Origin of the sequence: Thermococcus sp. SY098 (genome assembly GCF_035621495.1) — an archaeon.
GTDB lineage: Archaea > Methanobacteriota_B > Thermococci > Thermococcales > Thermococcaceae > Thermococcus_B.
Genome location: NZ_CP141821.1, coordinates 1,559,388 through 1,585,902, shown reverse-complemented (window position 1 = coordinate 1,585,902; position 26,515 = coordinate 1,559,388). Strand labels below are relative to the sequence as shown.

At 36.4% G+C, this 26,515-nt stretch carries 34 protein-coding genes; 24 read left to right on the top strand and 10 right to left on the bottom strand.

Annotated features, from left to right (window positions below):
* Window positions 1-57: 57 nt before the first annotated feature.
* The 3 genes from VFC49_RS08860 to VFC49_RS08850 all read left to right on the top strand — a co-directional run bounded on the left by VFC49_RS08860 (window position 58) and on the right by VFC49_RS08850 (window position 1,615).
* Entirely contained in the window at window positions 58-624 is a 567-nt protein-coding gene (locus tag VFC49_RS08860; protein WP_324735251.1) for a hypothetical protein, read from the top strand.
* A gap of 269 nt (window positions 625-893) precedes the next feature.
* Entirely contained in the window at window positions 894-1,184 is a 291-nt protein-coding gene (locus tag VFC49_RS08855; protein ID WP_324735250.1) for a ribbon-helix-helix domain-containing protein, read from the top strand.
* Complete coding sequence (locus VFC49_RS08850) at window positions 1,166-1,615, top strand: putative toxin-antitoxin system toxin component, PIN family (RefSeq protein WP_324735249.1); 450 nt, start codon at window positions 1,166-1,168, stop codon at window positions 1,613-1,615. Before VFC49_RS08855 ends, VFC49_RS08850 begins: the two co-directional genes overlap by 19 nt.
* A 173-nt stretch (window positions 1,616-1,788) precedes the next feature.
* On the opposite strand, the gene VFC49_RS08845 is transcribed toward VFC49_RS08850, so the two are convergent.
* The gene (locus VFC49_RS08845; protein ID WP_324735248.1) at window positions 1,789-2,064 is read right to left on the bottom strand and encodes a hypothetical protein; all 276 of its coding nucleotides are present in this window, start codon (window positions 2,062-2,064) and stop codon (window positions 1,789-1,791) included.
* Complete coding sequence (locus VFC49_RS08840) at window positions 2,048-2,320, bottom strand: hypothetical protein (protein WP_324736708.1); 273 nt, start codon at window positions 2,318-2,320, stop codon at window positions 2,048-2,050. Before VFC49_RS08840 ends, VFC49_RS08845 begins: the two co-directional genes overlap by 17 nt.
* A 228-nt stretch (window positions 2,321-2,548) precedes the next feature.
* Between VFC49_RS08840 and VFC49_RS08835 the strand changes: the two genes are divergently transcribed.
* The 19 genes from VFC49_RS08835 (at window position 2,549) to VFC49_RS08745 (ending at window position 15,789) form a co-directional block, all read left to right on the top strand.
* Window positions 2,549-2,704, top strand: a complete 156-nt coding sequence (locus tag VFC49_RS08835) for a hypothetical protein (protein ID WP_324735246.1) — start codon at window positions 2,549-2,551, stop codon at window positions 2,702-2,704.
* 618 nt (window positions 2,705-3,322) lie between these two features.
* Entirely contained in the window at window positions 3,323-3,625 is a 303-nt protein-coding gene (locus tag VFC49_RS08830; protein WP_324735245.1) for a hypothetical protein, read from the top strand.
* Window positions 3,607-4,047: a putative toxin-antitoxin system toxin component, PIN family gene (locus VFC49_RS08825; RefSeq protein ID WP_324735244.1), complete on the top strand. Its 441-nt coding sequence runs from the start codon at window positions 3,607-3,609 to the stop codon at window positions 4,045-4,047. Before VFC49_RS08830 ends, VFC49_RS08825 begins: the two co-directional genes overlap by 19 nt.
* Window positions 4,048-4,073: 26 nt before the next feature.
* Window positions 4,074-4,259 carry an antitoxin AF2212-like protein gene (locus tag VFC49_RS08820; RefSeq protein ID WP_324735243.1) on the top strand — a complete coding sequence of 62 codons (186 nt, stop codon included), beginning with the start codon at window positions 4,074-4,076 and terminating at the stop codon, window positions 4,257-4,259.
* Window positions 4,256-4,693: a type II toxin-antitoxin system VapC family toxin gene (locus tag VFC49_RS08815; protein ID WP_324735242.1), complete on the top strand. Its 438-nt coding sequence runs from the start codon at window positions 4,256-4,258 to the stop codon at window positions 4,691-4,693. The genes VFC49_RS08820 and VFC49_RS08815 overlap by 4 nt, the downstream gene beginning before the upstream one ends.
* Before the next feature lies 1 nt (window position 4,694).
* Window positions 4,695-4,988, top strand: a complete 294-nt coding sequence (locus VFC49_RS08810) for a nucleotidyltransferase family protein (protein ID WP_324735241.1) — start codon at window positions 4,695-4,697, stop codon at window positions 4,986-4,988.
* Window positions 4,985-5,329, top strand: coding sequence for a DUF86 domain-containing protein (locus VFC49_RS08805; protein WP_324735240.1), 345 nt, complete (start codon window positions 4,985-4,987; stop codon window positions 5,327-5,329). Before VFC49_RS08810 ends, VFC49_RS08805 begins: the two co-directional genes overlap by 4 nt.
* A gap of 2 nt (window positions 5,330-5,331) precedes the next feature.
* Window positions 5,332-5,589, top strand: coding sequence for a hypothetical protein (locus VFC49_RS08800; RefSeq protein WP_324735239.1), 258 nt, complete (start codon window positions 5,332-5,334; stop codon window positions 5,587-5,589).
* Window positions 5,590-5,749: 160 nt separating this feature from the next.
* The gene (locus VFC49_RS08795) at window positions 5,750-5,938 is read left to right on the top strand and encodes a hypothetical protein (protein WP_324735238.1); all 189 of its coding nucleotides are present in this window, start codon (window positions 5,750-5,752) and stop codon (window positions 5,936-5,938) included.
* On the top strand, window positions 5,917-6,333 hold the full coding sequence (locus VFC49_RS08790) for a type II toxin-antitoxin system VapC family toxin (RefSeq protein WP_324735237.1): 417 nt from the start codon (window positions 5,917-5,919) through the stop codon (window positions 6,331-6,333). The genes VFC49_RS08795 and VFC49_RS08790 overlap by 22 nt, the downstream gene beginning before the upstream one ends.
* Before the next feature lies 1 nt (window position 6,334).
* Window positions 6,335-6,565 (top strand): glycosyltransferase, encoded by a 231-nt coding sequence (locus VFC49_RS11490; protein WP_420719630.1) that lies wholly within the window; start codon window positions 6,335-6,337, stop codon window positions 6,563-6,565.
* A gap of 2 nt (window positions 6,566-6,567) precedes the next feature.
* On the top strand, window positions 6,568-7,692 hold the full coding sequence (locus VFC49_RS08780; protein ID WP_324735236.1) for a glycosyltransferase family 2 protein: 1,125 nt from the start codon (window positions 6,568-6,570) through the stop codon (window positions 7,690-7,692).
* Between the two features lie 15 nt (window positions 7,693-7,707).
* On the top strand, window positions 7,708-8,835 hold the full coding sequence (locus tag VFC49_RS08775) for a glycosyltransferase family 4 protein (protein WP_324735235.1): 1,128 nt from the start codon (window positions 7,708-7,710) through the stop codon (window positions 8,833-8,835).
* Window positions 8,832-9,881: a GDP-mannose 4,6-dehydratase gene (gene gmd, locus VFC49_RS08770; protein WP_324735234.1), complete on the top strand. Its 1,050-nt coding sequence runs from the start codon at window positions 8,832-8,834 to the stop codon at window positions 9,879-9,881. The genes VFC49_RS08775 and gmd overlap by 4 nt, the downstream gene beginning before the upstream one ends.
* Entirely contained in the window at window positions 9,878-10,561 is a 684-nt protein-coding gene (locus VFC49_RS08765; RefSeq protein ID WP_324735233.1) for an HD domain-containing protein, read from the top strand. The genes gmd and VFC49_RS08765 overlap by 4 nt, the downstream gene beginning before the upstream one ends.
* On the top strand, window positions 10,558-11,658 hold the full coding sequence (locus VFC49_RS08760) for a DegT/DnrJ/EryC1/StrS family aminotransferase (protein ID WP_324735232.1): 1,101 nt from the start codon (window positions 10,558-10,560) through the stop codon (window positions 11,656-11,658). Before VFC49_RS08765 ends, VFC49_RS08760 begins: the two co-directional genes overlap by 4 nt.
* An 18-nt stretch (window positions 11,659-11,676) precedes the next feature.
* Window positions 11,677-12,219 (top strand): GNAT family N-acetyltransferase, encoded by a 543-nt coding sequence (locus VFC49_RS08755; protein WP_324735231.1) that lies wholly within the window; start codon window positions 11,677-11,679, stop codon window positions 12,217-12,219.
* A 99-nt stretch (window positions 12,220-12,318) separates the two neighbouring features.
* Window positions 12,319-13,593: a sulfatase gene (locus tag VFC49_RS08750; protein WP_324735230.1), complete on the top strand. Its 1,275-nt coding sequence runs from the start codon at window positions 12,319-12,321 to the stop codon at window positions 13,591-13,593.
* 27 nt (window positions 13,594-13,620) lie between these two features.
* A complete protein-coding gene (locus tag VFC49_RS08745; RefSeq protein ID WP_324735229.1) occupies window positions 13,621-15,789 on the top strand; it encodes a DUF2206 domain-containing protein in 2,169 nt (722 codons plus the stop codon).
* A gap of 26 nt (window positions 15,790-15,815) precedes the next feature.
* On the opposite strand, the gene VFC49_RS08740 is transcribed toward VFC49_RS08745, so the two are convergent.
* The 8 genes from VFC49_RS08740 to VFC49_RS08705 all read right to left on the bottom strand — a co-directional run bounded on the left by VFC49_RS08740 (window position 15,816) and on the right by VFC49_RS08705 (window position 25,470).
* Window positions 15,816-18,155, bottom strand: a complete 2,340-nt coding sequence (locus tag VFC49_RS08740; protein ID WP_324735228.1) for an oligosaccharyl transferase, STT3 subunit — start codon at window positions 18,153-18,155, stop codon at window positions 15,816-15,818.
* Window positions 18,156-18,177: 22 nt separating this feature from the next.
* Entirely contained in the window at window positions 18,178-19,464 is a 1,287-nt protein-coding gene (locus VFC49_RS08735; protein ID WP_324735227.1) for a lipopolysaccharide biosynthesis protein, read from the bottom strand.
* Window positions 19,465-19,965: 501 nt separating this feature from the next.
* Entirely contained in the window at window positions 19,966-20,760 is a 795-nt protein-coding gene (locus VFC49_RS08730; protein WP_324735226.1) for a nucleotidyl transferase AbiEii/AbiGii toxin family protein, read from the bottom strand.
* On the bottom strand, window positions 20,753-21,541 hold the full coding sequence (locus VFC49_RS08725) for a type IV toxin-antitoxin system AbiEi family antitoxin domain-containing protein (protein ID WP_324735225.1): 789 nt from the start codon (window positions 21,539-21,541) through the stop codon (window positions 20,753-20,755). Before VFC49_RS08725 ends, VFC49_RS08730 begins: the two co-directional genes overlap by 8 nt.
* Window positions 21,542-21,716: 175 nt before the next feature.
* Complete coding sequence (locus tag VFC49_RS08720) at window positions 21,717-23,030, bottom strand: ATP-binding protein (protein WP_324735224.1); 1,314 nt, start codon at window positions 23,028-23,030, stop codon at window positions 21,717-21,719.
* A gap of 216 nt (window positions 23,031-23,246) precedes the next feature.
* Window positions 23,247-23,663 carry a type II toxin-antitoxin system VapC family toxin gene (locus tag VFC49_RS08715; protein WP_324735223.1) on the bottom strand — a complete coding sequence of 139 codons (417 nt, stop codon included), beginning with the start codon at window positions 23,661-23,663 and terminating at the stop codon, window positions 23,247-23,249.
* Window positions 23,650-23,880 carry a hypothetical protein gene (locus VFC49_RS08710; RefSeq protein WP_324735222.1) on the bottom strand — a complete coding sequence of 77 codons (231 nt, stop codon included), beginning with the start codon at window positions 23,878-23,880 and terminating at the stop codon, window positions 23,650-23,652. Before VFC49_RS08710 ends, VFC49_RS08715 begins: the two co-directional genes overlap by 14 nt.
* A 213-nt stretch (window positions 23,881-24,093) precedes the next feature.
* A complete protein-coding gene (locus tag VFC49_RS08705; protein WP_324735221.1) occupies window positions 24,094-25,470 on the bottom strand; it encodes an ATP-binding protein in 1,377 nt (458 codons plus the stop codon).
* A 211-nt stretch (window positions 25,471-25,681) separates the two neighbouring features.
* Between VFC49_RS08705 and VFC49_RS08700 the strand changes: the two genes are divergently transcribed.
* Together VFC49_RS08700 and VFC49_RS08695 are read left to right on the top strand one after the other, a co-directional pair.
* Window positions 25,682-25,963, top strand: a complete 282-nt coding sequence (locus VFC49_RS08700; RefSeq protein WP_324735220.1) for a hypothetical protein — start codon at window positions 25,682-25,684, stop codon at window positions 25,961-25,963.
* Complete coding sequence (locus VFC49_RS08695) at window positions 25,964-26,458, top strand: putative toxin-antitoxin system toxin component, PIN family (RefSeq protein ID WP_324735219.1); 495 nt, start codon at window positions 25,964-25,966, stop codon at window positions 26,456-26,458. It begins immediately after the preceding gene.
* Window positions 26,459-26,515: the final 57 nt, after the last annotated feature.

Sequence of the window (26,515 nt, the reverse complement as noted above, 5' to 3'; positions counted from 1 at the left end):
AACTCGGTAGATAATTCAAAAATCCCTTTGATAACAAGTTAAAACGGGGTTAAAACAATGATCTGGCTGATAGCTTCACTCATTGGAGGAATGGCGTTTAAAGCACGGGCTGTGATATTATTGGTTGTGGCGTATTTAGTTTCAAGGAAGAGTAAAGACTTAGCTCTGCTGATATATTTCTTCTATGGGGTTTTATTGGTTAATGAGGTTCAAGTGGGTGATTTCCTCTCATATGAGTCTTTAAAAGCCCTGGCAATTATCGTTCCATCGATAGCTGTGCTTGGGGAGATTCTAAGCGGAGCTGAGCTCAAGGTGAAGTTCACCCTACTTCAGCTGATCGGAATTTTTGTTTTAGCTGCCGGACTGCTGTATGGTTATCTTTTACCCTTGGGAGCAGCCCTGCTGATTGCTGGAGAAGAGGAGCTGAGCTTTAAGGCTTTGAGAGATGTTACTGTCGGCACAATATTGCTTCTTTCAATGCTGTGGATTGTGAAGGCAAAGTATTCGTATTTGTACACACCTGAGAATCAAGTTGCCATAGCCGCTGGATTTACAGTACTGCTGATACTGAAAGAAATCAGGAATTTGAGGAAAGTTACGTTCGAGCTGCGAATTAGAAACTAATCTCTTTCTGTGTCTAAAAGACAGGGTTTTCGGGCTTGTGATGGGCCTGCAAACCAATGAAAGCCTTGAATGGCTAGGTCATGACTCCCGAGAGGAGCCCTCACCCTCCAGGGCGGGTTTTCAAGGCTCTCAAAGAAATATTCCACTCTCAATAACGTCCCTATCTGCTTCAAAACATTGGTTTATTCAAGCTTGTTTATCCTTATATATTTGGACATAGACAAAGGGTTTTTATATTTTGTCAGACAATGGTATGACGAGGTGAGGAAATGAAAACTGCCAATGAGAGCAGGTTCACAATAAGACTCCCGAAGACATTGCTAAAAAGCATTGATGAACTTGTGGAGAATGGTGAATTTAACAACAGGAGCGAGTTCGTGAGGTATGCAATAAGAGAAGCCCTAGTAAAGTTAGCCCTTACAAAAAGGATAACTGAACAAGAAGCGAGAAGGATATGGGAGGAATATAAAATCAAAGCGAAAGAAGTTCCAGAAAAGGAGATCGAAGAAGTCCTAAGAGAGGTTGATAAGGAGTGGAAGAAATGGAGCCAAGGGTTGTGATTGACACAAACGTGGTAATATCTGCAGCAATAAATCCAAAAGGGAAGCCAGGAAAGATCATTGACATGATAATGAATGGGGAGATAGTCTCATACACCTCGCAGGAAATCTTAGAAGAATTGGGCTTTAAGCTACTCTCAGAGAAAGTGTTAAAATACATAGGTGATGCTTCTATTGCATTAGACTTACTCCTAAGCTTTTCTACAATGTCAATCATTGTGGAGCCAAAAGTGCATTTTAACGTATCTCCAGATACAGACGATAACAAATTTTTTGACGTGGTTTATGAAGCGAAGGCAGATTACTTGATCAGCGGGAACATAAGGGATATAATAAACCTGAGAAACAAAGACAGAGAGTTCAAGCTTGGCACTCATAAATTCAAGATTCTAACACCAAAGGAATTTATCGAAGATTTTCCCACCATCTAACCTTCTTATTCCAAAGAGCAGGCGCTGACCTCCTCTCTACCCTTGGCGAGAGGTTAACTCGTCGGAACCCTCGCCCTCCACGGCAAGGAGGAGGTCAGCCATTAGAGGCTCTCTCCTTTATAAGAAAGAATTCTGTAGAGGAAATATCAAAAATAAAACATGCTGAAGATAAGTTAATCTTTGAAAATCTCAAAGAACAGATCTTTTTTAATTCTAAAACCTACTTGAGTTAGCTCTTTAAAAAGATCTTCAGGCTCAACTTGGAGAACTTTGATTTTTCTCATGTCAACCAATTTGGCAATCTTCTTTGAAGATTCGTCATTTTTTGCTCTAATTTCATCATAAACTGCCTTTGGAATTATAACTTCATCAAAAATATCAAAAATTTTGTCGAGGTATTTTAGCTTTTCTAGAAAGATTAATGGAGAGGTGTTAAAGACTATTTTCACTTTTTAGCTCCTCCAAGAGCTTTTTGACCGCTTCTTTTTCTAAATTAGCTTCTTCCTCATCCAAGAATGAATAGTCAATTTCGAGGAGATCTAAAAGAAATGCAAGCTTTTCTTTGTCGAGCTTGAGAAGCTCAGCAGCTTTTTCAAACGTTATTTGATGAGAGACCAATAACCCCAACACTTTGAAAAACCTCTCCTTTTCTTCATAAGTCTCGAATAAAGGAAAACTCCAAACAACTTTCCCTATCTCCTGCATAGTGCTCACTGGACTTAGATAGATTAAAGAAAATAAAAACATTTCTCTGGTCAAAAAAGTTTGCATTTAAACCCAAAACAGCTAAAGGACACTCTCTCCTATCATGGATCCCATTAGGGCTAAAAAATAAGAGGCAGATAATAATGAAGTGAAGAATTACATCAGTACAAGCAACAATGCACGTAAGAACCTCTTAAAGGCCCTTAAAGGGCTCAAGCGGAGGATTACTTGAATGTACTCAAGCCGGAAGTTGAAAAAGACGCGGTCCTCATTGTTGAAGAATTTGACGGGGATAAGTTCTTTGAGTTTGTAGAATCTCTCAGGAAGGAATTGCTGGAATTAATTGAATCAGAGAAATTTGCAACCCTAATCAAAATAGAATAACGGTCTTTCTTTCCAAACTCTAATACGTAGGCTTAGTAAGAATCAAGCCGCATAGTTACCGGATTTGTAATACTGCTGATACTGAAAGAAATTCGAGAAGTAAAGAAAATCGAGCTTAATTTGAGGATTTAGCAAGATCTTGGGATAGTTTCAAAATATAACTATCCCAAAAAGTTTTATTAATTAACTTGTAATCAATAATGTGATAGACATACTTACAGTAGAAATGCACAGAATAGGATGGCTTTTATGATAAAATCATCAAAATCACAGAGAGGAAAGTAAAATCAAGGTTTCAGCGAACCCTAAACAGGAGAGGATGCATTGTGGAAGAGAAAAACCCAGCTGGCATTTTCCCGCAGAACACTAAGGTTTTGGTAGTAATTCCTGTCTACAATAAGGAGTTAACTATCGGCTCAGAATACTGCCGTATAGGAGTGAGATTAAAAAGTTAGTTGAGAGCTTTATCTCCAAAAAGAGGAAAAGAATAACCGAATTCGCTGGAACCTGGAAAATGGGTGGGAAAATAGAAAAGCTGAAAAAAGAGATCCGGGGGTTGTGGGAGAATTGGAAAATTTAAAGTATTAAAATCTACAAAACACAAAGGAGGTGTGATTATTGATAAAGACCAAAACTATATCTGTTGAAATTCCCGAAACATTTGAGAGGGAAGTTGAAAAGCTTGTGGAGAAGGGGATGTTCAAAGATACTTCTGAATTTATCAAGTTTTCCCTCATTAAAGCACTCTTAGATGTCTGGGACAAGCTCAGGGTTGAGAGTTCCGAGGAAGAATTTCTAGAAGAGATTAGGGATTTGAGAGAAAGACTTGGAAAAGAGGGAAAGCTGAAATCCGAGGAAGAAGTGCTTGAAGAAATCAAGGAGAGCAGGGAGGCATTTAAAAAATGGAAAGGGCTGTTGTAGACACTTCAGTTCTCATTTCAGCAGCAATTTCAAAGAAATCCTCACCTTTTAAAATTGTAGAGCTCATGCTCTTAGATAAGATTGTAAATCATGCCTCCAGAGAAACCCTAGAAGAATTCAGAAGGACACTTGTTGAAAAAGTCGTTGAGGGATATTTCACTCTGAGCTTTGCAGTTAAATTCTTTGAGATGATTGAAAAGCACTCATCAATCGTTAATCCAAAAGAAAATTTTAACCTCTGCAGAGATTATGAGGACAATAAATTTTTAGATGTCGCTTATGAAGCAAAAGTGGATTATCTGGTAACCCTTGATAGGGATCTGCTCGATTTGAGAGACGATAAAAGAGAATTCAAAATAAGAGAGCACTGCTTTAAGATACTGAGACCGGAAGAATTTTTGGAAGAGCTGAAAGGTGAATAACATGGAAACTTGGTGGAGGTGTTTGGATGGAGGAGATCGAGGTCGTTTATGAGGATGGTGTTTTCAAGCCTTTAAAACGAATAAAACTAAAAGATGGCACGAAGGGAGTCGTGATTATAAAACTACCAAAGCGAATATCCGAGATAGCGGAAAAATATAGGATAAAAGTAAAGAAAGATGTCCTCAAGGAGTTCCTGGAGGAGAGGAGATGATTGTCGTTGATACATCAGTTTTCATAGATTTGTTTTTCGAGTATGACAGAAAAAGAACCCAACTTGCAGATGCCCTATTTAAGATTATAGAGGAAAAAGGACTCCCAATTTTTGAGCCTAAAGTATTTAAAATAGAGTTTATTGGGCAACTAGTTAGGAGAACAAAAAAAGACAGAGCCTCAATTATTGCAGAAGATGTCTTTAATGATGTTAACTTTGTTGAAGACAATGAAATTTATGAGCTCGCATTTTTGATAGCATTTGAAACAGGATGCAGGGCGATAGATTCTTTCTACATAGCCACTGCAAAGGTCAGGGATGCAATTCTCGTATCAAACGATAAAATCCAAGTTGAAAGCGCTAAAAAGTTTGGAGTTAATGCCTTCTATTTAATCGAAGAGCTCGAAGAGATAAAGAAAAAGCTTGGTGAGTGATATGAAAACCCTCGAAGAGATCGAAAGGATTTTGCGGGAACATAAGGAAGAGTTGAAGAGAAAGTTTAAGGTTAAAGAGATCGGGATTTTTGGCTCTTACGTGAGGAGAGAGGCTGAAGAAACGAGCGACGTTGACATCCTTGTAGACTTTTATGAGACGCCATCACTTTTCGAATTCATAGAGCTTGAGATATATTTAAGCGACCTGCTTGGGGTTAAAGTTGACTTGGTCATGAAGAAAGCATTAAAACCACGCATAAAAGAGTACATCTTAAGGGAGGTAGTATATGTATGAAGCGAGACCCGAGAGATTACGTGAATGATATCTTGGACTCAATTGAAAAGATTGAGGAGTTCGTTAAAGGAATGGATTATGAGGAATTTTTGAGGGATGAAAAAACCCAGTATGCAGTTGTTAGGGCTCTGGAGATAATTGGCGAGGCTGTAAAGAGAATTCCTCCGGAAATTAAAGAAAAACATCCGGAGATTCCTTGGAGGGTTATGGCCGGAATGAGAGATAGGTTGATTCACGCTTATTTCGGCGTTGATTGGGAAGTTGTCTGGCTGACCATAAAGAAAGATATCCCTCACGTAAAGCCACTCTTTGAAAAACTGAAGAGAGAACTGGGTGAATAGCTATGAAAACTTTGATAGTGATTCCCGCCTACAATGAGAAGCTTATGATCCGGTCAATCTCCTCAGTTCTTCATGTATTAGAGAAGGATCGTAACAATTCTCTTTCACCACATGACTATCCAAAAAAATTTATTAACCAACTTACCGTGAATAATACAATAGATATACTGGCGGTAGAAATGTTCATGCAACAGAACATTCCAAAAAGCAATAAAATCACAGAGAGGAAAGTAAAATCAAGGTTTTTCAACAAACCCTAAACGGGAGAGGATGCATTATGGGAGAGAAAGACTCAGCTGACATTTCCCCATGGAATACTAAGGTCTTGGTAGTAATTCCTGCTTACAACCAGGAATTAACTATTGGCTCAGTTGTTGCTCTGGCTTAGAATACTGCCGTATAAGAGAAAGGGGTGAGATAATGAAAGTTGTAACGATTAAAGTTCCGGACTGGGTTGATGAGAATGAAATTAAAAGGCTGGTTGAGAGCTTTATCTCCAAAAAGAGAAAAAGAATAACCGAATTCGCCGGAACCTGGAAAATGGATGAAGAAGAAGCAGAAAAGCTGAAAAAAGAGATCCGGGGGTTGTGGGAGAATTGGAAGCTCTGATAATAGACACCGATATACTAATAAATTTGCTTAGAGGGAATAAAAACACAAAAACACATTTGAAAAAGCTCGAAGAGGAATATCTCCCGGCAACCACTGTAATAAATGTGTTTGAGCTCTATTACGGAGCATATAAATCAAAATTCAGAAATATAAATGTAATTTCAACCCAAAAGCTACTTGAAAACATGGTAGTGTATCCTTTAGAAAAAGAGAGTTCAATTTTAGCTGGAGAGATTTTAGCAAGCTTGGAGAAGGAAGGGAAACCAGTTGATATCAGAGATCTGCTGATTGGCAGTATAGCAATAACCCATGAGTTACCGATTTTAACGAACAACACAAGACACTTTAAAAGGCTTGAAAAGTTTGGACTAAAAATTCTACCCGGTGGTTAAAATGAAAACCCTTATAGTGATTCCAGCTTACAACGAGGAATTGACAATCGGCTCAGTTGTGGCTTTAGCTAAGAAGTATGGAGATGTTCTTGTTGTTGATGACGGCTCTAAGGACAGAACCTCTGAGATTGCGGAAAGTTCTGCTGTTAAAAATAAGCCAACTTTGAATCAGATGAAATACAATAACAAGCACAGACAGGAGGTTACACATAAAAAGTCTTGGAGGGACTAAAAATGGTAGAGGTTTCAGTTGTCATACCAACTCTCAACGAAGAAAAAACAATAGGGAGATGTATTGAGAAAATCAAGAAAGTTTTTGAAGAATATAACATCGATGGGGAGATTATAGTTGCCGATAATTCTACCGACAGAACTTCTGAAATTGCCCGCTCTATGGGTGCAAAAGTTGTGACTCCTGATGGCAAAGGTTATGGCTATGCTTACATCTATGGATTTAGGTATGCAAAAGGAAAATATATTGTTATGGCTGATGGTGATGATACTTATGATTTCCTCGAGATGCCAAAGCTTTTGGAACCTTTAATGAAAGGCGAAGCTGATTTAGTTATAGGAACTAGATTAAAAGGGAAAATTTTGCCAGGAGCAATGCCAAAACTGCATCAGTATATTGGAAATCCTCTGTTGACTTGGATTCTAAATCTATTCTTTGGTGTTGGGATTTCAGATGCTCACTGTGGTTTTAGAGCATTTACAAGGGAAGCCTTAGAAAAAATGAACTTAAAATGCCCAGGAATGGAGTTTGCGAGTGAGATGCTGATAGAGGCAAAGAGGAAAGGATTGAGAATTAAGGAAGTCCCAATAACCTACTATCCAAGAGAGGGAGAGTCTAAATTGAGTTCCTTCTCAGACGGGTGGAGACACTTGAAATTCATGTTAATACAAGCTCCAGATTGGCTATATTTTATACCTTCAGGATTTTTCTTCTTGGTTGGAGCTTTATTGCTTGCCTTAGGATTTTTGAAGATTAACATTGGAGTAGTTCCAGGGACTTACTCAATGGTTGCAGGGAGTTTGCTTATTATACTGAGTTATCAAGTCATGAACTTTGGAGTTTTCGCTAAATTATATGGGATAAAACATGGATATTTTGAAGATGGAAAATTTGTAAGCTGGATAACAGAGCACTTAAATCTGGAAAGAGGGATTTTAATAGGTCTAGCCATATTTTTGCTTGGTGTTACTTATGTGCTGTATTTAGGACATATCTTTTTAAGTCAAGGATATGAAAAGTTACCATTTAGGGGAGAGTACATGATTGGGTTTACCTTAATAGTCATTGGGCTTCAGACGATATTTTCCTCGTTTATGATAAGCACGATTGTTAGTGATGAATGCTAAAATGGTGAACTCAAAATGAAAATAGCAATTATTTATGATGCAGTATATCCATGGGTAAAAGGTGGAGGGGAAAAAAGAACCTACGAAATCTCCAAGAGACTTGTTGAAATGGGTCATGAAGTTCACTGGTTTGGATTAAAATGGTGGGAGGGAAAAAATGATATCGTTCAGGATGGTATATATATACATGGAATAGGAAAATGGGATACTTTATATGTTAACCGAAGAAGGTCTATAAGTGAGGCACTATATTTTGGAATCAAAACCTTAACAAAACTAGAGGGAAAATTCGATGTCATCGATTGTCAAATATTTCCATATTTTTCCTGTTTTTCTGCAAAGTTTCACTCTATGAATGACCACACTCCTTTTGTAATTACTTGGTATGAAGTATGGAATAACTACTGGTATGAGTACCTAGGAAAGATTGGGATTTTTGGAAAAATCATAGAGAAATTAGTCTCAAAACTACCAGATATGGTTATAGCAATATCCAAGAAAGTGAAAAATGATCTGACTCTACTAGGAATACCCCCCGAGAAAATTAAAATTATCCCAGATGGAATAGGTTTTAATGACATCCAAAAAGTTAATGCTTCAAATAAGAAATATGATATTATATATGCAGGTAGATTAATAAAGCACAAGAATGTCGACCTATTATTAAAAGCGACTAGCATAGCAAAACAAGAAATCCCTAATATAAAGGTAGGCATCATAGGAGATGGCCCAGAAATGGGGAATTTAAAAAGATTAACAAAGGAATTAAAATTAGAAAAAAATGTGCACTTTTTAGGATTTTTAAAAGATGCAAAAGATGTCTATTCTTACATGAAATCTTCAAAAGTTTTTGTTTTTCCTTCAACAAGAGAAGGTGCAGGACTAGTGACACTTGAAGCAAATGCATGTGGTTTGCCTGTAATCACTGTAAGCCACGAAAAAAATGCGGCCACAGAAGTAGTGATAAACGGACTGAATGGTTTTATTTGTAACCTCTCAGAAGAAGACATAGCAGAGAAAATCCTCTATGCTTTATATAAAAAAAGACAAATGGAGAAAAGATGTATTGAATTTGCAAAAAGATATGATTGGGATACAATTGCAAAATTAACCGAAAAAGCTTATGAGGAGGTGCTAAGATGACAAAACGAGCCTTAATTACTGGTATAACTGGCCAAGATGGTGCATACTTGGCAAAATTCCTTTTAGATAAAGGGTATGAGGTTTACGGTACATATAGGAGAGTTAGTACACCCAACTTCTGGCGTTTACAAGCATTAGGAATTTTTGAGAAAATAAATCTGATACCCGCAGACTTAGTGGATGCAGCTTCTATTATTGAGGCAATAAAAATAGCAGAACCAGATGAAGTTTACCATTTAGCTGCTCAAAGTTTCGTAGGAGCAAGTTTTGAACAACCTATTGGAACAGGAGACATTACAGGTCTAGGAGTAACCAGAATTCTAGAAGCTATAAGACAAATAAATCCAGAAATAAAATTCTATAACGCTGCAACAAGTGAGTTATATGGAAATGGTTCTAATAAGCCAGTAAATGAAGAAAGTCCCTTTAAACCAGCATCCCCCTATGCTGCTGCCAAATTATATGGATATTGGATGACAAGAATCTATAGAGAAGCATATGGGATATTTGCATGTAATGGAATTCTTTTTAATCACGAAAGTCCACTTAGAGGATTAGAATTTGTAACTAGAAAAATATCAAATGCTGTTGCCAAAATAGCTCTTGGAATAGAAAAAGAATTAAGACTCGGAAATTTGGATGCAAAAAGAGATTGGGGGTATGCTCCAGAGTACGTTGAAGCAATGTGGTTGATGCTTCAACAAAAAGAACCAGACGATTACGTCATAGCCACTAATGAATCCCACAGTGTAAGAGAATTCGTAGAAAAAGCCTTTGATATAGTTGATTTAGACTGGCAAGAATATGTCAAGATCGACAAGAGATTTTTCAGACCAATTGATGTTAACTTTTTACAGGGAGATTACTCAAAAGCTAAGAAGAAACTAGGGTGGGAACCTAAGGTGAGATTTAATAAACTTGTGGAAATAATGGTGAAAGCGGATTTAGAAAGATGGGAGAGATGGCTTAATGGAGAAAGATTTCCATGGGACGCCCCTAATTACCCAAATGAGACAAGAATATTAACAAGAGGATTGAGAGTATGAGGGATATTATTAAAGAAGCTGAAGAGTTTGTCAGAAATACCTTCCTAAATACATACTCACCAGGACACGATTGGTTACATACTAACAGGGTTAGAAAACTTGCTTTAACGATAGCTGAAGATTACAATGTTAATAAACTTGCTCTGGAGTTAGCTGCATTGTTCCATGACATTGGTAGAATTGAAAATGAGAAGAATCACGCCAAAATCTCTGCAGAAATTGCAAAAGAATTCCTTAAGAACTTTGATATTGATGCCGATACAGTAGAGATAGCTATCAAAAGTATAGAAGAACATGATCGTATTGATGAACCAACATATTTAGAAGGGAAAATTCTTCAAGATGCTGATAAGTTAGATGGAATGGGAGCAATTGGCTTAATGAGGGTTGTGGAGTCTGCCGTTTTGAAGCACATGAGTGAATATGATGAAGAGAACCCATTTGGAGTCGGATTTAACGGAGATATAACAAGTTGGATTGAAAAAAACTTAAAACTAATCCCCAATAACAAGATGAGAACCAACAAATATATTATTGAAGAAATTATTGGAAAAGAACTTCAATGGATCAATATGTTTTGGACTGAAAAAGCCAAGAAGATTGCACTCAGAAGATTTGAATTTATGAAAAGGTTTATTATTGAACTCTTTCAAGATTTAAAGGAGAGTGGTGTGATATGATACCTGTTTCCGAGCCTCTTCTTGGAGAAGAAGAATTAAAAAATGTCATTGAAGCTATTAAAAGTGGCTGGATATCCTCCAAAGGAGAATTTATAAAAGAGTTTGAGGAGGAATTTGCAAAATACATAGGTACAAAATACGGGATCGCAACATCCAATGGAACCACAGCGTTGCATCTCGCCTTAACAGCACTTGGAATAACAAGTGGTGATGAAATTATAGTTCCAACTTTAACATTTGTTGCCACAGCAAACGCAGTAACATATTGTAATGCTAAACCTGTTTTTGTTGATTCTCATCCTGAATATTGGTGCATTGATCCAGAAAAAATTGAGGAAAAAATTACAGACAAAACTAAAGCTATAATTGTAGTGCATTTATATGGTCATCCCTGTGATATGGATTGGATTAAAGATATTGCAGAGGATCATGGATTGTATCTCATAGAGGATGCAGCAGAAGCTCATGGTGCAGAATATAAAGGAAAAAAAGTTGGAAGTTTTGGAGATATATCATGCTTTAGTTTCTATGGGAATAAAATTATAACAACTGGGGAGGGTGGGATGTGTTTAACTAATAATGAAGAATTAGCAGAAAAAATGAGAATTTTAAGAGATCATGGTATGAACCCCAAAAAACGGTATTGGCATGATGTTATTGGATTTAATTATAGGATGACAAATTTACAAGCAGCAATAGGAGTTGCTCAGTTAAAAAAGCTGGATAAATTTATAGAAAAAAGGAGACTAATTGCTAAATGGTATTCAGAAGAGTTAAGAGAGTTAGAGGAAAAAGGATTAATAAAACTACATCCAGAAATGCCTTGGGCAAAAAATGTTTATTGGTTATACTCAATTGTACTAGAAGATTCTTCTAATGTAAGTCGAGATGAACTAATGGAAAAATTAAAAGAAAGAGGCGTAGAAACAAGACCTTTCTTCTATCCATTGCATACATTACCCATTTATAAGACTAATAAAAGCTTCCCAGTTGCAGAAAAAATTTCCAAGAATGGAATTAATTTACCTACTAGTTCAAAATTAGAAAAAAATGACATAGCAATAATCAGTGAAGCTATTAAAAAAGTAATAAAATAATATTATGAGGGGTTTATTATGGAAATAAAAGTAAGGAAAATGAAATTAAGAGATATCTTCTCGTTTAGTACCTTATATCTTTCCCTACCAGAAGAAGACAAAAAACTTTTCCATCCTTTTCCTTTACAAAAATGGAAATTACTACCTGTGATTACTTACATTGCGTTGTCTAGCATGTTTAATAAATATCTTAGGAAAATTATCCCCAAATTTACATTTTTAGCTTTGATTGCAGAGGACATTGAAAACAAAAAAATAGCAGGGTTTGCATATCTCCATATTAAAGGTAAGTATTCTCCTAATAAATATACTGCCAATTTAGGAATTGTAGTCAGTAAAGAATATAGGGGACATCATATCGGTAGTTTACTCATGAAAAGATTAATTAAGACAGCCAAAGAAAACGAAATCAAAAAAATAGAGTTAGATGTGCTTACTCAGAATACTCCCGCAATTAATCTTTATAAAAAATATGGATTTGTTATTGAAGGAGAGATAAAAACGAAGTGTCCTGTCGATAAAAAGACTTACAGATCCTATAAAATGGGTCTAGAATTATAAGTAAGATAATTACAACATTTACAATAAATTAATGCTTTAAGTGTCAAATTTCCTTTCATTGTGTAAAAAGTGATAAATACCAAAGGGGGTTGGAAAATCATGGAAAAGAGAAACATAGTATTGATAACTTTAGATAGCCTAAGAGCCGATCATTGTAGTTTTATGGGATATAAACGGAAAACAACTCCATTTATCGATAAGTTAGCAAAAAAAGGAGCATATTTCCAAAATGCAATTGCCGCCACACTTGCTACGCCGCTTTCTATGAGTTCAATATTTACAGGGGAATATCCTCCAATAAGTAATGGAACATTAGATCCCCGTCCTTGGAGAGAATTCATAAAAAATAAACAAACGTTACCAGAAATACTCTCTCAGAAAGGTTATTCTACAATTGGAATTACTCCAAATGTTTATGTTTCACACTATTATGGATTCGATAAGGGATTTAAGTATTTTCACGATTTTTTAAATGAAAAAACATCTAGAGGACTATATTCAAAAATATTACAAAAGGCATTTAAATCAAATAGGCAAGGAATATTTGCTACCTTAAGAAATCTTAAAAACTTCCTGCTTAAAGGCGAGATATTTAAGCCATGGGAGAGCTACTATAACCTCATACTTGAGTATATCGAAAAAGCTAACAAGCCAATATTTTTATGGATTCTATTACTCGATACTCACTATCCTTATCTACCTCCAAGGAAGTTTAGGAAATACAGTAGTCTTTTTGGAGCATTATACTCAAACTGGAAAGTAAGAAAAGTTGACTGGAGAGATAGATTATCTAACACGGAAAGGAATTGGTTAATTGATTCATATGATGACTCAATAACATATGCAGATTCCTTTGTTAAAAAGCTATGGAATGACTTAAAAGACCTTGACCCTATTTTCATCATTCATGCAGATCATGGAGAAGCCTTTGGAGAACATGGAGTTTATGGTCATGACTATGTCTCACTATATGAGGAGCATATACATATACCCCTTGTGATATATAACGCTGACATTAAAGGGAAATTTGAAAATCCTGTTTCCCTTATAAGCTTAGGATCCACAATTTTAGAATTAATTGGAGAAGAAAATCAATTTCCACATAGTAGTATATTTAGGAGTAACCAAGAATGGACAATTTCATATGTTAGAGGTGTAGGTACCGCTATAAGACTTAAAGATTGGAAGTTCATAACAGGCCAGAAACAAGAAGATGAACTATATAATCTCAAAGAGGATCCTTATGAAAAAGAAAATTTAATAGATGAACATCCAAAACTTGCAAAGGAACTAAAAACGATTGCTGAGAAGCATATGAAACATGAAGAAGAAAAATTAAGAATATCAAAAATTAGCAAAAAATTAGCAAATTAATTTAAAACCAAGACAAAGGGGTGTACAATGGAAATATCAAAAAGGAATATTTTAATTATAGTACTATCAATTCAAATTTCATTTATAGGTGCTATAGGTCTAGAGAAGTTAGATATAAATATCCCATATTTACGCCAGATTATTGGCTTTATTTATTTGACATTTGTTCCAGGAGTCCTGCTTTTAGGTATTCTCAAAATAGATAATATTGATTTTGTTGAATATATCCTATATTCTGTTGGATTAAGTCTGTCGTTTTTGATGCTTGTTGGAATTATACGAATAATATTTCAACAAACAACTAATATAATAATTACGTTGATTATATTAACTACATTTTTGGTATTCTTCTATGTTCTCAATAACAACAATAACGACTATCACATTACTATTAATATAAACACAAGCAATATCGTACCTACTATTATAAAGCTTTTGATTCTACTATTGCTTCCTATAATATCGTTTCTTGGAAGTTACTTACTAAGAGTTTATAATAATAATACCATAACTTTGTCATTGTTTTTTATCATTTCTCTTATTCCCCTATTGGTCTCATTAAGCAAACAATCACAAAAGAATTATCCGCTAATTCTTTGGACAATCACCTTTTCTCTTACATTTTATAGTTCATTGTCCGGAGTTTTTCCTCATGTTACTGACAATGTACATGAATATGCCTTTTTAGTATCAACTAATAAAGCCCAGAATTCAATAGAAATGCTCCATATTTCTTCAGCATTAGCTAGTATGGGCAGTGTAAGTGTCCTAATTCCACTATTTAAGAATATATGTGAGACGGAAATAATATGGATATATAGAATAGGTGTACCTCTTTTATTCTCATTTATTCCTCCTGGTTTATATAAGTTATTTTATAAAATAAACGTAGATAAAAAACTATCATTTTTTTCAAGTTTTTTCTTTTTATCAATGTTCATATCTTTTCTGTGGTCATCAGTTACTATGAAAATGACCTTAGCAGGGTTATTTATGTTACTTTTGATTTTACTAATGTTTGAAGAAAACATTAATATTTCAAAAAAGTCGATATTAAATGCAGTATTCATGTTTTCATTAATTATCTCTCATTATGGCACTGCCTATATCTTTTTATTTTCCTCCCTATGTTTATTGTGTTTCTCTCTTATATTTGCCAGATATCTAGAAAAAAAGATACAAACGTTAAGAATAAGTACTGTTATGTATTTTGTTTTAATTTTCTTGTGGTATCAACATACTGCAAATGGTTATAACTTTAAAGTTATCCTTGATTTTATAATTCAATTTCTTTTAACAATTAGAAAATTCAGCCGAACCATTTTCTTTAATGAAAAATACAGTACCAAGTTATTACTGGGAAATTTCCCTATATATTTCAAAGTGCTAATTTATCTTTATATTCTAATGGCAATTTTTATAGTAACTGGAATTATAAAACAAGGATATGAAGATATAAGAAAAAGGACATTTCGTTTATCTACTATGTTAGCGATTCCCTTCTTTATAATTTTAATTTTGCCATATCTTCCAGGTGTAACTCAATATGAAGGAGGCAGGACATGGTACATTAGTTCATTTATATTAGCTCCATTTGGTATTTCAGGTATTGCTGAGTTTTTTAGATATTTGAGAAAAGTACTGCATTTAAATTTTAATAACACCCTAACATTTATTGGCATTTTCTTGTGCATCTTTTTATTGTTCAACTCTGGATTTATTGCTGAAGTAGTCTGGGGGTATAATATAGGACCATCAAACGAGATAAGTAAGCCCAGAATATTATATAAGGGCAGTATTCAAGAAAAGGAATATTTTTACAGGAACTATATATTTCTACCGGAAGTTATAGGTGCAAAATGGGGAAAGAGAAAAATCGGAGATAAAAGCATATATGGAGGCATTGAAAGCATTCCAAAACTAATGGTTAGCGGAATGACACCTTATTTCTGGAAAATTGGTTCATCAAATATTTTTCCTTTAGTTAAAAATCAAACCTTGAACAATGATTCCTATCTATATTTATCTCTTTTTTCTCTTGATACTAAAAAAATTGGGGTAATTCCAGATAAATTACTAATATGGGCAACATTTGCAGAAGTTGTAAATTTTAATAACATTCTATATACTCAAAAACACTCGAAAATTAACAAAATATACTCTAGTGATGGATGTGAGATATATTATTTTCCATAGATTATAACCAGACATCAAGTAATATTTTATTGTCTAAATATTCCCATATCTAACCATACATTGTCTTTCATGTAGATATATTGTATCATAGCCATAGAAGAATTATTAAACACACCTCTAGATAATTTAAATTGCTTCAAATCCTTTACTGGGTACCACTTCTTAAACACTAAAGTTCCATTTTCCAAATATCCAAACACACCTAAACCTGTTCCAGTAGCATTTTCAAAGTTGAATATTATCTCATTCTTTGTCTGATTAACTACAACATTGGGATGCTTAAACTTGAATATCTTGATATAACCCCCATCGGAATACACAAGCTGGTAATCCTTTGAATATTCATTTGTGAACATAAGCCTGGCTAAAGTCGTGTTAAAGGTTTCCTCATTCATCAAAACAGCATAACCATAGTTCAAATTCAAATAAACATAAGCATTGGCAACATTCTTTGCCGTAATGTTGAGCTTTGTAATACTATTCTTATACTCCAAGAAAGCCTCTTTAGGTGAAAATACTGCAGTTCCAGTGTTAATTAATATGTTCCACTCCTTTCCGGGCCTTGCTGTTATTGTATATGGTCCTTGTTGGAAGATCAATGCTCCAGCTCTTGAAACCAGCGGTAGAACTGCCAAAAAGTAATCTCCCTTTGAAACATTTGCTGTATCTAAAATTGCTCCAAACTTAAGAGCAGTGTCATAGCTTACAATAACATAATCAACGCCTCTTTTCATTAGCCAATAATTACTAACATTCCCGAGAAAATACTTGGCAGTAATTTTAGCATTTGGATTATTGGCACCCATTTGTACAACTGTTCCTTTTCTCGCATAATATTCAATCCAAGCTCCATAATCCCACCAAGCTAAAACAACATCATTTTCATTGGAGTTGTCTTTCAGCCAAACTAAAGCCCGAATCCAGTGGTCATTTATTAATGGTTTTTCGACATAGACTCTCTCAAATCCTGAAACTGCACTAATAGTTGGGACTAAAACTAAGAGACCCAGACTTAATGCTAAAGCTTTCTTGCCATTGGGTTTAGAGTTTAAAAATTCATAAAAACTGACTAAGCCAACACCACCCATTAATGCCACTGCCATTGAGGCAATAAATAGAAATCTCGCCCAAACATAAATCAGATAAATACTTGGGATTAGAAATCCAAGCATCATGAAATTAAAAATAATTCGTTTCTTGCTTGAAAAGCCAAAAGCATACAATGGAATTAAAAAGAGAACAATATTATAAGCATTCCAGAGATCTCCTAATGTTGAATGCCTTGTCTCCAAGATGGGAGCTTCTTTAAAAATTCCAAAGCCAGAAATTAGACTTTTTAGGACTTCAAATCTTTCGAAAGCAATTATAACAATAATTAAACCTCCAATACTCAAAACACTAAATCTAACGCGCTTATCCTTTGGTAAGACTTTAATGACTGTCCAGAGTAACACAACCAATATTATCGTCAAAGGGACCAAGTATTTAATGTGAACCAAAAGATAAACATCGTTTATTTTCCCGAGACTCAACCCAAGAGTTTCGGATATTTTCTGAGAACCTCCTTTCATAAAACCAAACATGCCATATCTAAACCTCCCACCGAGATAGTTAGCAAATAAAGCACCAAAAGCTGTAGAGAGTGTTAAAGCAATCGAATGCTTAAAGTATTCTTTTTTATCTAAGACAAAAGCTCCAATTGCCAAAAACACAACATTTCCAAGCAGAAATACAAAAATTGGATAATATGCACTCCAGAAAATACTCGCAAATCCACTTGCAAAAGCTGGGATTAAATAAAAGGCAAACCTCTTGTACCTCCATGCCCTTCTGGTTTTTGTTAAGGCAAGTGAAATTCCGTATAATGCGATGGAGTACCAGAAGAGCATGTAGTTGTCTCCTCTGTAGTAGTTCGCAGATGACCTGAAGATGTGGCCGAACATCACGGAGAGGAAGAAGGCTGAAAAGAACGCCTCTTTTTTGCCGTAAAAATTGAGCATGCTCAGATAAAAGAAAATTACAGTTAAAACACCAAAAATAACTGGTGTAATCCTGAATGCATTATAAAAAGAAACTCCGAAAATTTTCAAGAACTTCCAAATATATACAGGAGTTACATAAAAACCAAGGGGATGTCCTCTTTTATCCATCAAAACTCCCCATGGAGCATTAGCTAAATGATAAAAGTTAATCCAGTATCCAGCCTTCAAGCTTTCCTCAATGTAAGCCAAATGAAAGTAGGGATCATAACCAAACAGATACTTATATCTCAATGGAACCAATCTAAATATTGTTGCAATCAATGCTATCAGTGGTAAGGCAATCTTTGGCTCAAATATTGATTCAATATTTCTCAACTTTTTCATACTCTCACCTGGAATGCTCTTACTATTTTCTTATTACTATTAGAAACTTAAGAGTTTTAAATACATATGCAAAAATTGCAAGCATTACCATAACATTTCCAAGTATCCATGCATAGCCTATACCCAAACTACCAAAAAAGCCTAAGAAAATGTAACCAAGTAAAATCGTGCTTAAAGAGATAGTTCCATAAATCAAAATTGCTTTTTTAACGTCCTTTTTAACTATCATATTGGCAACATAAAGAACGTTAATCGAATATGGAATGTTTCCTAACAAAAGAATCCTTAAAATGTGTAAAGAATGTATAGCGTACTCCTTACCAAATATTAAAAGGATAAACTGACCAAAGAAGAAAAAGATAAGCACTGCTATAGATGTTAGAAGTACAACAAATTTTATACTCCCCAAGAGCTTTTGATTAAAAGTTTTTGTATCATAGCTTCCTTCAGCTACTAAAGATAATGATGTCATTCTTGGAATCATCGTAATAAAAAACATTGTCCACCATGCAATGAAGAAATATGCGTTTTCTACAGGGCCCAACACGTTAAGTACCAATATTGGCAAAATTTGGCTTGGTAAGTTTTCAAAAATTCTAACCAAATACACTCCTAAAGAGAAAGGTATCAGCTCAAATAACCCATTAACTTCGGGTACCTTATTAAAACTAAGGTGAAGATATTTTACCATTAAAATAAAACCAATAATGGCAGCAAAAAATATCCCAAGTCCAAAGGATAAAAAAATACCAAGAGCACCAAGTGTTACAAGGAAAGGCAAAAGCATCATTCTAATGAGCATAGCTAAGTTTTGAATAAGGGTGTATTTTGCTTCCCTAAACGCTACAAAAACTCCTTGCCCCTGAATAAACGTTATAGACAATGAAATAGTGAAAAGTACAAACAGGCTTGCATATTTTGGTATCCTTAAAATCGACAATGAGGGAGAGATAAAATTGATAAAAATAAGAAATACAATTGAAAGCAAGATTGAAATAACAGAGGAAAACAAGATAGCACTAATTATTAAGTTTGATTTTTCCTTTTTCTCAGATAAAAATCGTACAAGCGTTAAATCAAGCCCAACAACAGAAAGCATACCTAAAATTCTTAAAGACGAAACAATTCCAGAAGCTATCCCAATATCTCCAGAAGAATAAAATCTAGCAGCAACTATCCAGAAAATAAATCCCGAACCAGCTCCCAAAATGCTGGAAAGCATCAAATAAATTGAGTTCCTATATAAGGATGACGTGAAAAGAGTAGATAGATAGGGCAAACGGAAGATATCTTTTTTTATTTTCTGCATTGTTCTGATACCTCCTTATACCTATACTTAATACCTCAATGGAATCACTCTGAAAACTGCAGCAATTAAAATTATCAAAGGCAATGCAACTTTTGGCTCAAATATCTTATCGAGTTTTCTCATAAAGTACCACCTTGGGATTATCGCTGCAATACCAACTGCTGTTTTAAATAAGCAACTCACTCCTAAAAATGTTATCCTAAATTAAATCTTGCAATGATTCCCGTCCTGAAGTACAGGGATTCCAAAAGAAGACACAACAGGGGCTATGTCCCAAACAGTCAAAGCTAAATTAAACATATCATGCTCTGAAGTCGAAAAATACCTCGCTATCACCGCCCTGCCCAAAAACCCAAAAAACATCGAGATAACCGTTCCGGCAAAAAAACTATCTCCGCCCCCTTAACAATCCTTTACCGCTTGCCTCGCTCATGGATTTCACCATTTAATCGTGATAGCATCGAAGGATTACAAGTTCCCTTTTTAGTTACTCCGATTTTTCTAAATATCCTCTTTCATCCTTCTCAATTCCTCTATCCTGAAGCGCAGGCTTTCAATGAGCTCCTCCCAGTTCGGACGTAGCGTCTTGGGAATAAAGTGGTTGGTTGAATTACCGATCTGACGGGCATTTTTCTTTGCCTGACTCAACTTGTTAATCAATTCGTCCCAAAAATCTCCCTCGATGTGGTAAAACTTTGTGGTAAGCTCCAAAGCTTTCAGAAATTTGTCCATCTCAAACTCCATGTTAAGAGCATGAAAAAGGTCATAGATGTCCTTGCCCTCCATGCGGTTGTATAAAGCAACAATCTTCCTTGCAAGCAGATCCTCTAAAGAATAAACCCTAAACATCGTGGGATAGCTATCAATGAATGGCGACTTCACCAGCTCAACCTTTGCTTCAATGTATGGCGGTCTGCTGAGATAAAACTCTACCTTTACTCTATCCCTATTTCCAAGCGTATTGGTGTAATAGCAGTCAAAGCGAAACGTCCTGTGCAGGACTCTTGGCCCTTTCACATTGAAGTCCTTAATTTTCTTCATTCCCTTAACTATTTCCTCGGCCGATACCTCAACGTTGCCGTTGAAGTAGTCGATATCTATGTCCTCCGAGAATCTTGCCGCCCCAATCCTGGCTAAATAAACCCTGTTGAGTGCAGTTCCTCCTTTTAGAATTGCCTTCTCACCAAAAATCTCCCACAGCTGTCTTAAGAGCAATGAAATCTTCTCTTCCTTATCAACATAGTTTAAACCCAGTCCCGTCCTAGCAGCCGTGTATTTGAGTATCCTCTCATCCATACGCCCACCCCAAAATTTTTTCCTCTCCGAGGTTATCAATCAGCTTCCACTCTCTAACACTTTTTCCTCTGGATGGAAACGTCGGAACAAGCTTGGTCCATGTTTTAACCCTGCTCCTCAGGTACTCAATGACATCCTCTGGAACATCAACACCGATATCCTTCACGAGCTCCAAGATGTAGCCCGTCCTCTGGCAGAGAGAATTGCTCGCAAACCGTTTAAAGTAGCTCAAGAACTCGTCCCAGTCTATTTTCTCAGCTTCATAAAGTGCTTTTGTTACCTCGGAATAGCCTCCACAGTAGCTTGGTTTGTAAAAACAGTCAAAGAACGTTTTGGCCAAGGTGGATGTATAGACCCCGTTCTTGATGATTATCCCCACTGCTTTTTCACCTAGGGCAACAGCTTTTATGGTGTACTCCCCAATTTCTTTTTCACCCGACTTCCTTGGCGTTGCCACGAAGATCGTGAACGCTTCATACTCAATAAGGCCATAGAGCCTCAATGCTGATGAGAACGCTACATAGCCCGGAAAGAGCATGAGTGCTATCTTGTATGGGTTTTTTATCAGAGGCTTTCCCGGTTCCTCATTCACAAGGTATAGCCCTCTTTTAAGTCTGTAGAGGTAGCCTTTTTTGACGAGGCTTGAGAGCACCTTTTTAATCATATCCTTACTTAGCCTTGGGAACAGATTCTCTACCTCTTGAATAGTCACTATCTCCGCACTCTTAAGAATGCTCATTAATTCCTGTTCAGTTCTTGAAAGGTAGTAATTCTTCATCATATAGTGACTGTTTTGGTCACTAACTTAATAAATTTTTCGGCATTTCTTAACAATCTTCTGCAAAACTCTGCTTGCCTCACTCGTGGGAGTCCCCTTTCAAATTCATGATACCTTTATGAGCCCTTTATGATTTCTTTGATGACTTTAGGAACCTTAATGAGATAACAGATATTAATCAGACATCAAAACACGCAAGAAACAGATAAACCGGAATCATCAAAGGATCAATTGAAAAATCATCTTTTGAGAGAGTTACAACGTTTTTTATTTTCCCTATTCTAACCCTCGAAGGCTTGGCATTCCTTCTCCACTTAACTTCAAAGCCAATACCATCCTTTGCTACCACGTCAACTTCACTTCCATTCCTCCAATAGCCAACGTCGTATTTTCTGGCCAAATGTGATGCAACGACACTTTCAACCATCTTATCTTCACTCGGCTTCTCAATCAGGCACCAGCGTGAAAAAAGATGATACAAAAATGGATCTATGAAATGGATTTTCTTCTCTTTTTTGAAATCTGGTTCAAGAGTGTTAGGATTAAAGTACTGCAGAACCTTAAGGACAAAACTTTTCTCAAAAAATTCAACATAGCTAAAAACTGTTTTATGAGAACCAACTTCAACCTCTTTTGCAATTGTGTTCCATCCTACTGAAGATGGAACCCTCTCAAGGATGGCTTTTATTATCCTTTTTGCGACGCCTTCGCTCTTCCCCAGCCTGATCAAATCTCCCCTGATCCAAGAGAGGTAAGTATCATAAGTCTCCTCACTTATTTTACCTTTCTCAAGAATATCCTTCACGGCCCTTGGAAACCCACCACTCCTTAAATAAAGAATAAAAAGGTCATGCAGTTCTTCTTTCCATGGGCGTAACTTTAGACACTTTTCAATCTCAGCAACGTCTTTAATCTTGGGAATTCTTGAGTAGAGCTCTGGTGCAACAACTTTTACAAATTCTCTAAAACTCAGAGGATACATGATAATATCCTTTCCTCTTCCTCTCCTACCTGGAAAAGTTTCAACTTCACCTTTAAGATACATACTGAGAGAACCCGTTAGGATTAGAACATCCCTTTTGAATTTCCCCATGTCAATGTAGAGCTTTATTGCTCTGAACCATTCCTTCGGAAATGTGATTTCATCTAAGAGGAAATAAGAGCTCTCAATTCCTTCAATCTTCCTGAACTCCATGTACTCATCTAAAACCTCCATAAGCTCTTTGTAATCACTCAGGTAATCACACCGCATATAAAATATCGATTTGGGATCAACTCCATTATCCAAGAGCTTTTTTATGATAAGCTTTAGGAGAGTTGTCTTGCCCACTTGCCTTGGGCCAAATACGAAATTCAAAGAAAATGGCTCAAGTGAAATTTTTTCAATCGCTTCCGGAATCCATTTAATCCTGCTTTCTTTCCATTTGCTGTAATCTTCATCTTCCTCTATAAATTCCTTCCCCTTCCACCATGGATTAAACTGTTCAATCATGTTGGTATTTGTATTATCAACTCTTTAAAAATATTTTGGTAATGCTATTACCAATACTGTGTCTCAAATATTGTCCAGTCCATCAGCCTGAAAGCGCCGAGATAAAGAAATAAGAAACGGAGTTTAAGGACGATCAATAAGTTTTTGAAAGGTGTGAAAACAATCCTGTCCCCCTTGCAATCTTCTGTAAAGCATGATTTATCCCGCTCATGGGTGTTATTTTATGTACTCTACCTCCATTCCAATTTCTCTCGCCACATCTCTTTGTCTTTTATCGCTCGTTATTAGTTCAGCTTTCAGATTTCTTGCCTGTGCCAAAAACAGGCTGTCATAAATGGAAATGTCATAATCCATGGCAATTTTCAAAGCTTCTTGCAAATATTTTTCACTTGGCTCCAATATTATTACCTCCTCCCCTATGAGCTTTGTCATCTGCTTGTAAAGTCCTATAGCTTGTTCTCTCGTTATTAGCTTGTACTTTTTCATGTATTTCCATATCACATTCGTCGTCTCAATGGTCAACATATCCACGGCATGTGGTTCTAAGTCGGGGTCTAAGTATGGGATTACTTTCTCCCAGCCTTCTTCATTTAATAAGAACTTTGAAAAGGCCGAAGAGTCAATGACTATCACGATCCTCCCTCACCAACTTTTGTGCTGTTCCCTTTGGTGCATCGGGCAAGGTTTGGATATAAGCCACAACCTCCTGGAGCGCTTTTCTCTTTTTGTGCTCTTTGATTTTCTTTTTTATGAATTCCCTAATTTCCTCGCTCCAGTTAACCTCACCCTTTAACTTATCCATTTCGTGCTTAATTTCTGGCGGAACACGAATACTAATAACATTTCCCACGTAATTCACCCAAGGACATATTTGTAATACAGATATATATGTGTTTTGTATTACCTCCTGATGCTGTTAAGACAAGCTGAGAAGCTGACCTCCTTCCTAAAGAGCGAGGCTTTCAAAAGAAAATGTAACTCTAAAGAAGCGTTACTCTTCTTTGCAGAGATTCAAAAGACAACAAATTTCTGGAGATTGCCTTATTCTCCTTATGTTCGAAATTCAGAGTTTTCTTATCTTAAAATTCAAATCCTCGAAGTCCTCCAAATCCCACAAGAGCCAGCCCCCACTTTTAAGAGCCTCCTTACCTTTAATACCCTTCGCTATCACCCCGTAATACTTCTGCCAGTTTTCTAACCCAACAAGCCCACTTTTACGCTCCAAATCTTTTAGAACTCCCCTCGCTTCCCTCTCGCTCAGCTCCTTCCACTTTACCTCCACCAGTAGAGCCTTATTTTCCCTTTTGTCCAGTGCAACGAGGTCAATCTCCTCATTTTTATGCCACCACTTTCCGATCTTCGTAAATTTAAATGGCAACCTGCCATGCTTGTTAAGTTCTATCAGAAACTCTCTGGCTGCTTTTTCGAAGGTCTTTCCAAGGTATGTGTTAAAGTTCCTCAGGAAGTCCTGAATTGCTGGCTCAGGGTTGAGGGAGTCTATCTCCTCATAATGCGGACTGACGAAGCGGTGGTAAAAACGAAAGTACTCATCTTCTATAACATAAATCCCTCTCTTGGCTTTCCTCTCTGTTATTGGAACTTCCCGCCTCACAATTCCAAGATTCGAGAGCACCCTAAGATATGCAGATAGATCTTTGGCCTCCATCCCAACGTACTGAGCGATCTCGTTAAGCCGGGTTTTCCCCATGGCTATGGCCTCGATGATCTGCATGTATCTGGCTGGGTTCCTCAGTTCCTCCATGAGGAGAAGCCTCGCCTCGTTGAAAAGAAATGCACTCGGATCAAAGAAGTTGTTGATAATCTCATCATCGCTCCCCGTTTTGAAGAATTCCATGTACCTGGGAATCCCCCACGTGACTCCATAAAGCCTCACAAGTCTCTCAAAGTCCTCTCCAAACCATTCGACCATGTCGAAGAAGCGGAATGGTTTGACCTTCAGAACCCCACTTGCCCGACCGTAGAGGGGGCTCTTGTAGCTGAGAACCTCACGCTCCATCATTCCAACGCTCGAACCGCAGAGGATAATGGTGATCTCTGAACCCTCAAGCACTATATCCACCACCTCCTGAAACTCGGATGTAACACCCTTGTCTGCCTCTATCAAGTAAGAGAACTCATCAAGAATCACCAAAAGCCTCCCCAGCCCCCTTAGGAACTTAAATGCATCCCTAAAGCTTTCGAATCTTACCGGAGCACCAATAAAAGAACTTATCTCGTGAGAAAATCTCTCGATGTCTTTCTCATATCCCCTCTGGGAGCAGAGAAAATATATGCTCCTTTTATTCTCCAAGAATTTCTTCAAAAGGGCGGTCTTTCCCACCCTTCTTCTCCCGTAGACCACAAAAAGTCGAAATCCTTCCCTCCATGCTCTCTCTAGGACTTCGAGCTCTCTCTTCCGGTTTACAAATTTTCGAATCATGATTATAATAAACATGACTCGAATATTTAAATATTTTGGTTTTAGCAAGCATAAACAAAAGAAAGAAATGATGTCCACATAAAACACATATTGTGGCGCGAAGCGCCGAGATAAAGAAATAAAAACGGGGTTTAAGGGGCGAAGTCCCGTTCTATATATCTAAACTAAAAGTTTAAGAGGTTGTGAGTTTAAGAGTGGAATGGTGAGCTGTATGGCTGTTAAGAGTGCGGATCGGAAAGTATTCGAGTCAATTGTAGACGGTCTTGCTAAAGCCATAAAAGAAAAACCAGAGGATGTCATCTGGTTTTTCCAAGTTAGAGAGTTAATGAATGAGATGGATAAGCCAATGAGCGATGAAAAGGCATGGAAGATTATTGTGAAGGACAAAAAGTCCGTTAAAATGAGCACTGAGGAGCTTCTTGAAACTGCAAGAAGAGAGTTGAGAAAATTTAGGAGGATTGAGGCTAAGCTTAAGAAGCTTGGAGTGATTTGAATGCCTAAGCTCAAGGTTGTTTTGGATACGTCTATTTTAATCAGTGCTTTAAAATCGAGAGATATTAAGCGGAGTCCTTCTTGGAAGATTTTAACTCTCCTTAGTGAGGACAAATTAGTTAATTATGGTTCTAAGGAGACCATTGAAGAGATGAAAGAAACTCTTGCAATTGTTGGTATACTTGTTGGAAAACCTGAAAAAGCCAAAGCTATTTATCATTTGGTTTTGAATCATACTAAGCGAGTTTCTCCAAGAGTTCGATTTGAAGAAGATAGAGAACTTGTTAAGCTGGTTGGTCATGCTGATGATGTCAAGTTCCTGAATGTTGTTTATGCTTCAAAATCTCGTTATCTGATCAGCATGAACGTCAGGCATTTAGTAAAACTGCGGAATCCAAAGACACTTAAGTTTAATCTCAAAAGGCACTGGTTTTATATATTCAAGGATCCAGAATTCATAAAATACGTGAAAGAAAAATATAAATGGAAAGTCTAAAACTCAAAAAGAGAAAGCATTAGCTCATAAAAGCAAACATGCTTTTTATTAGCTTTT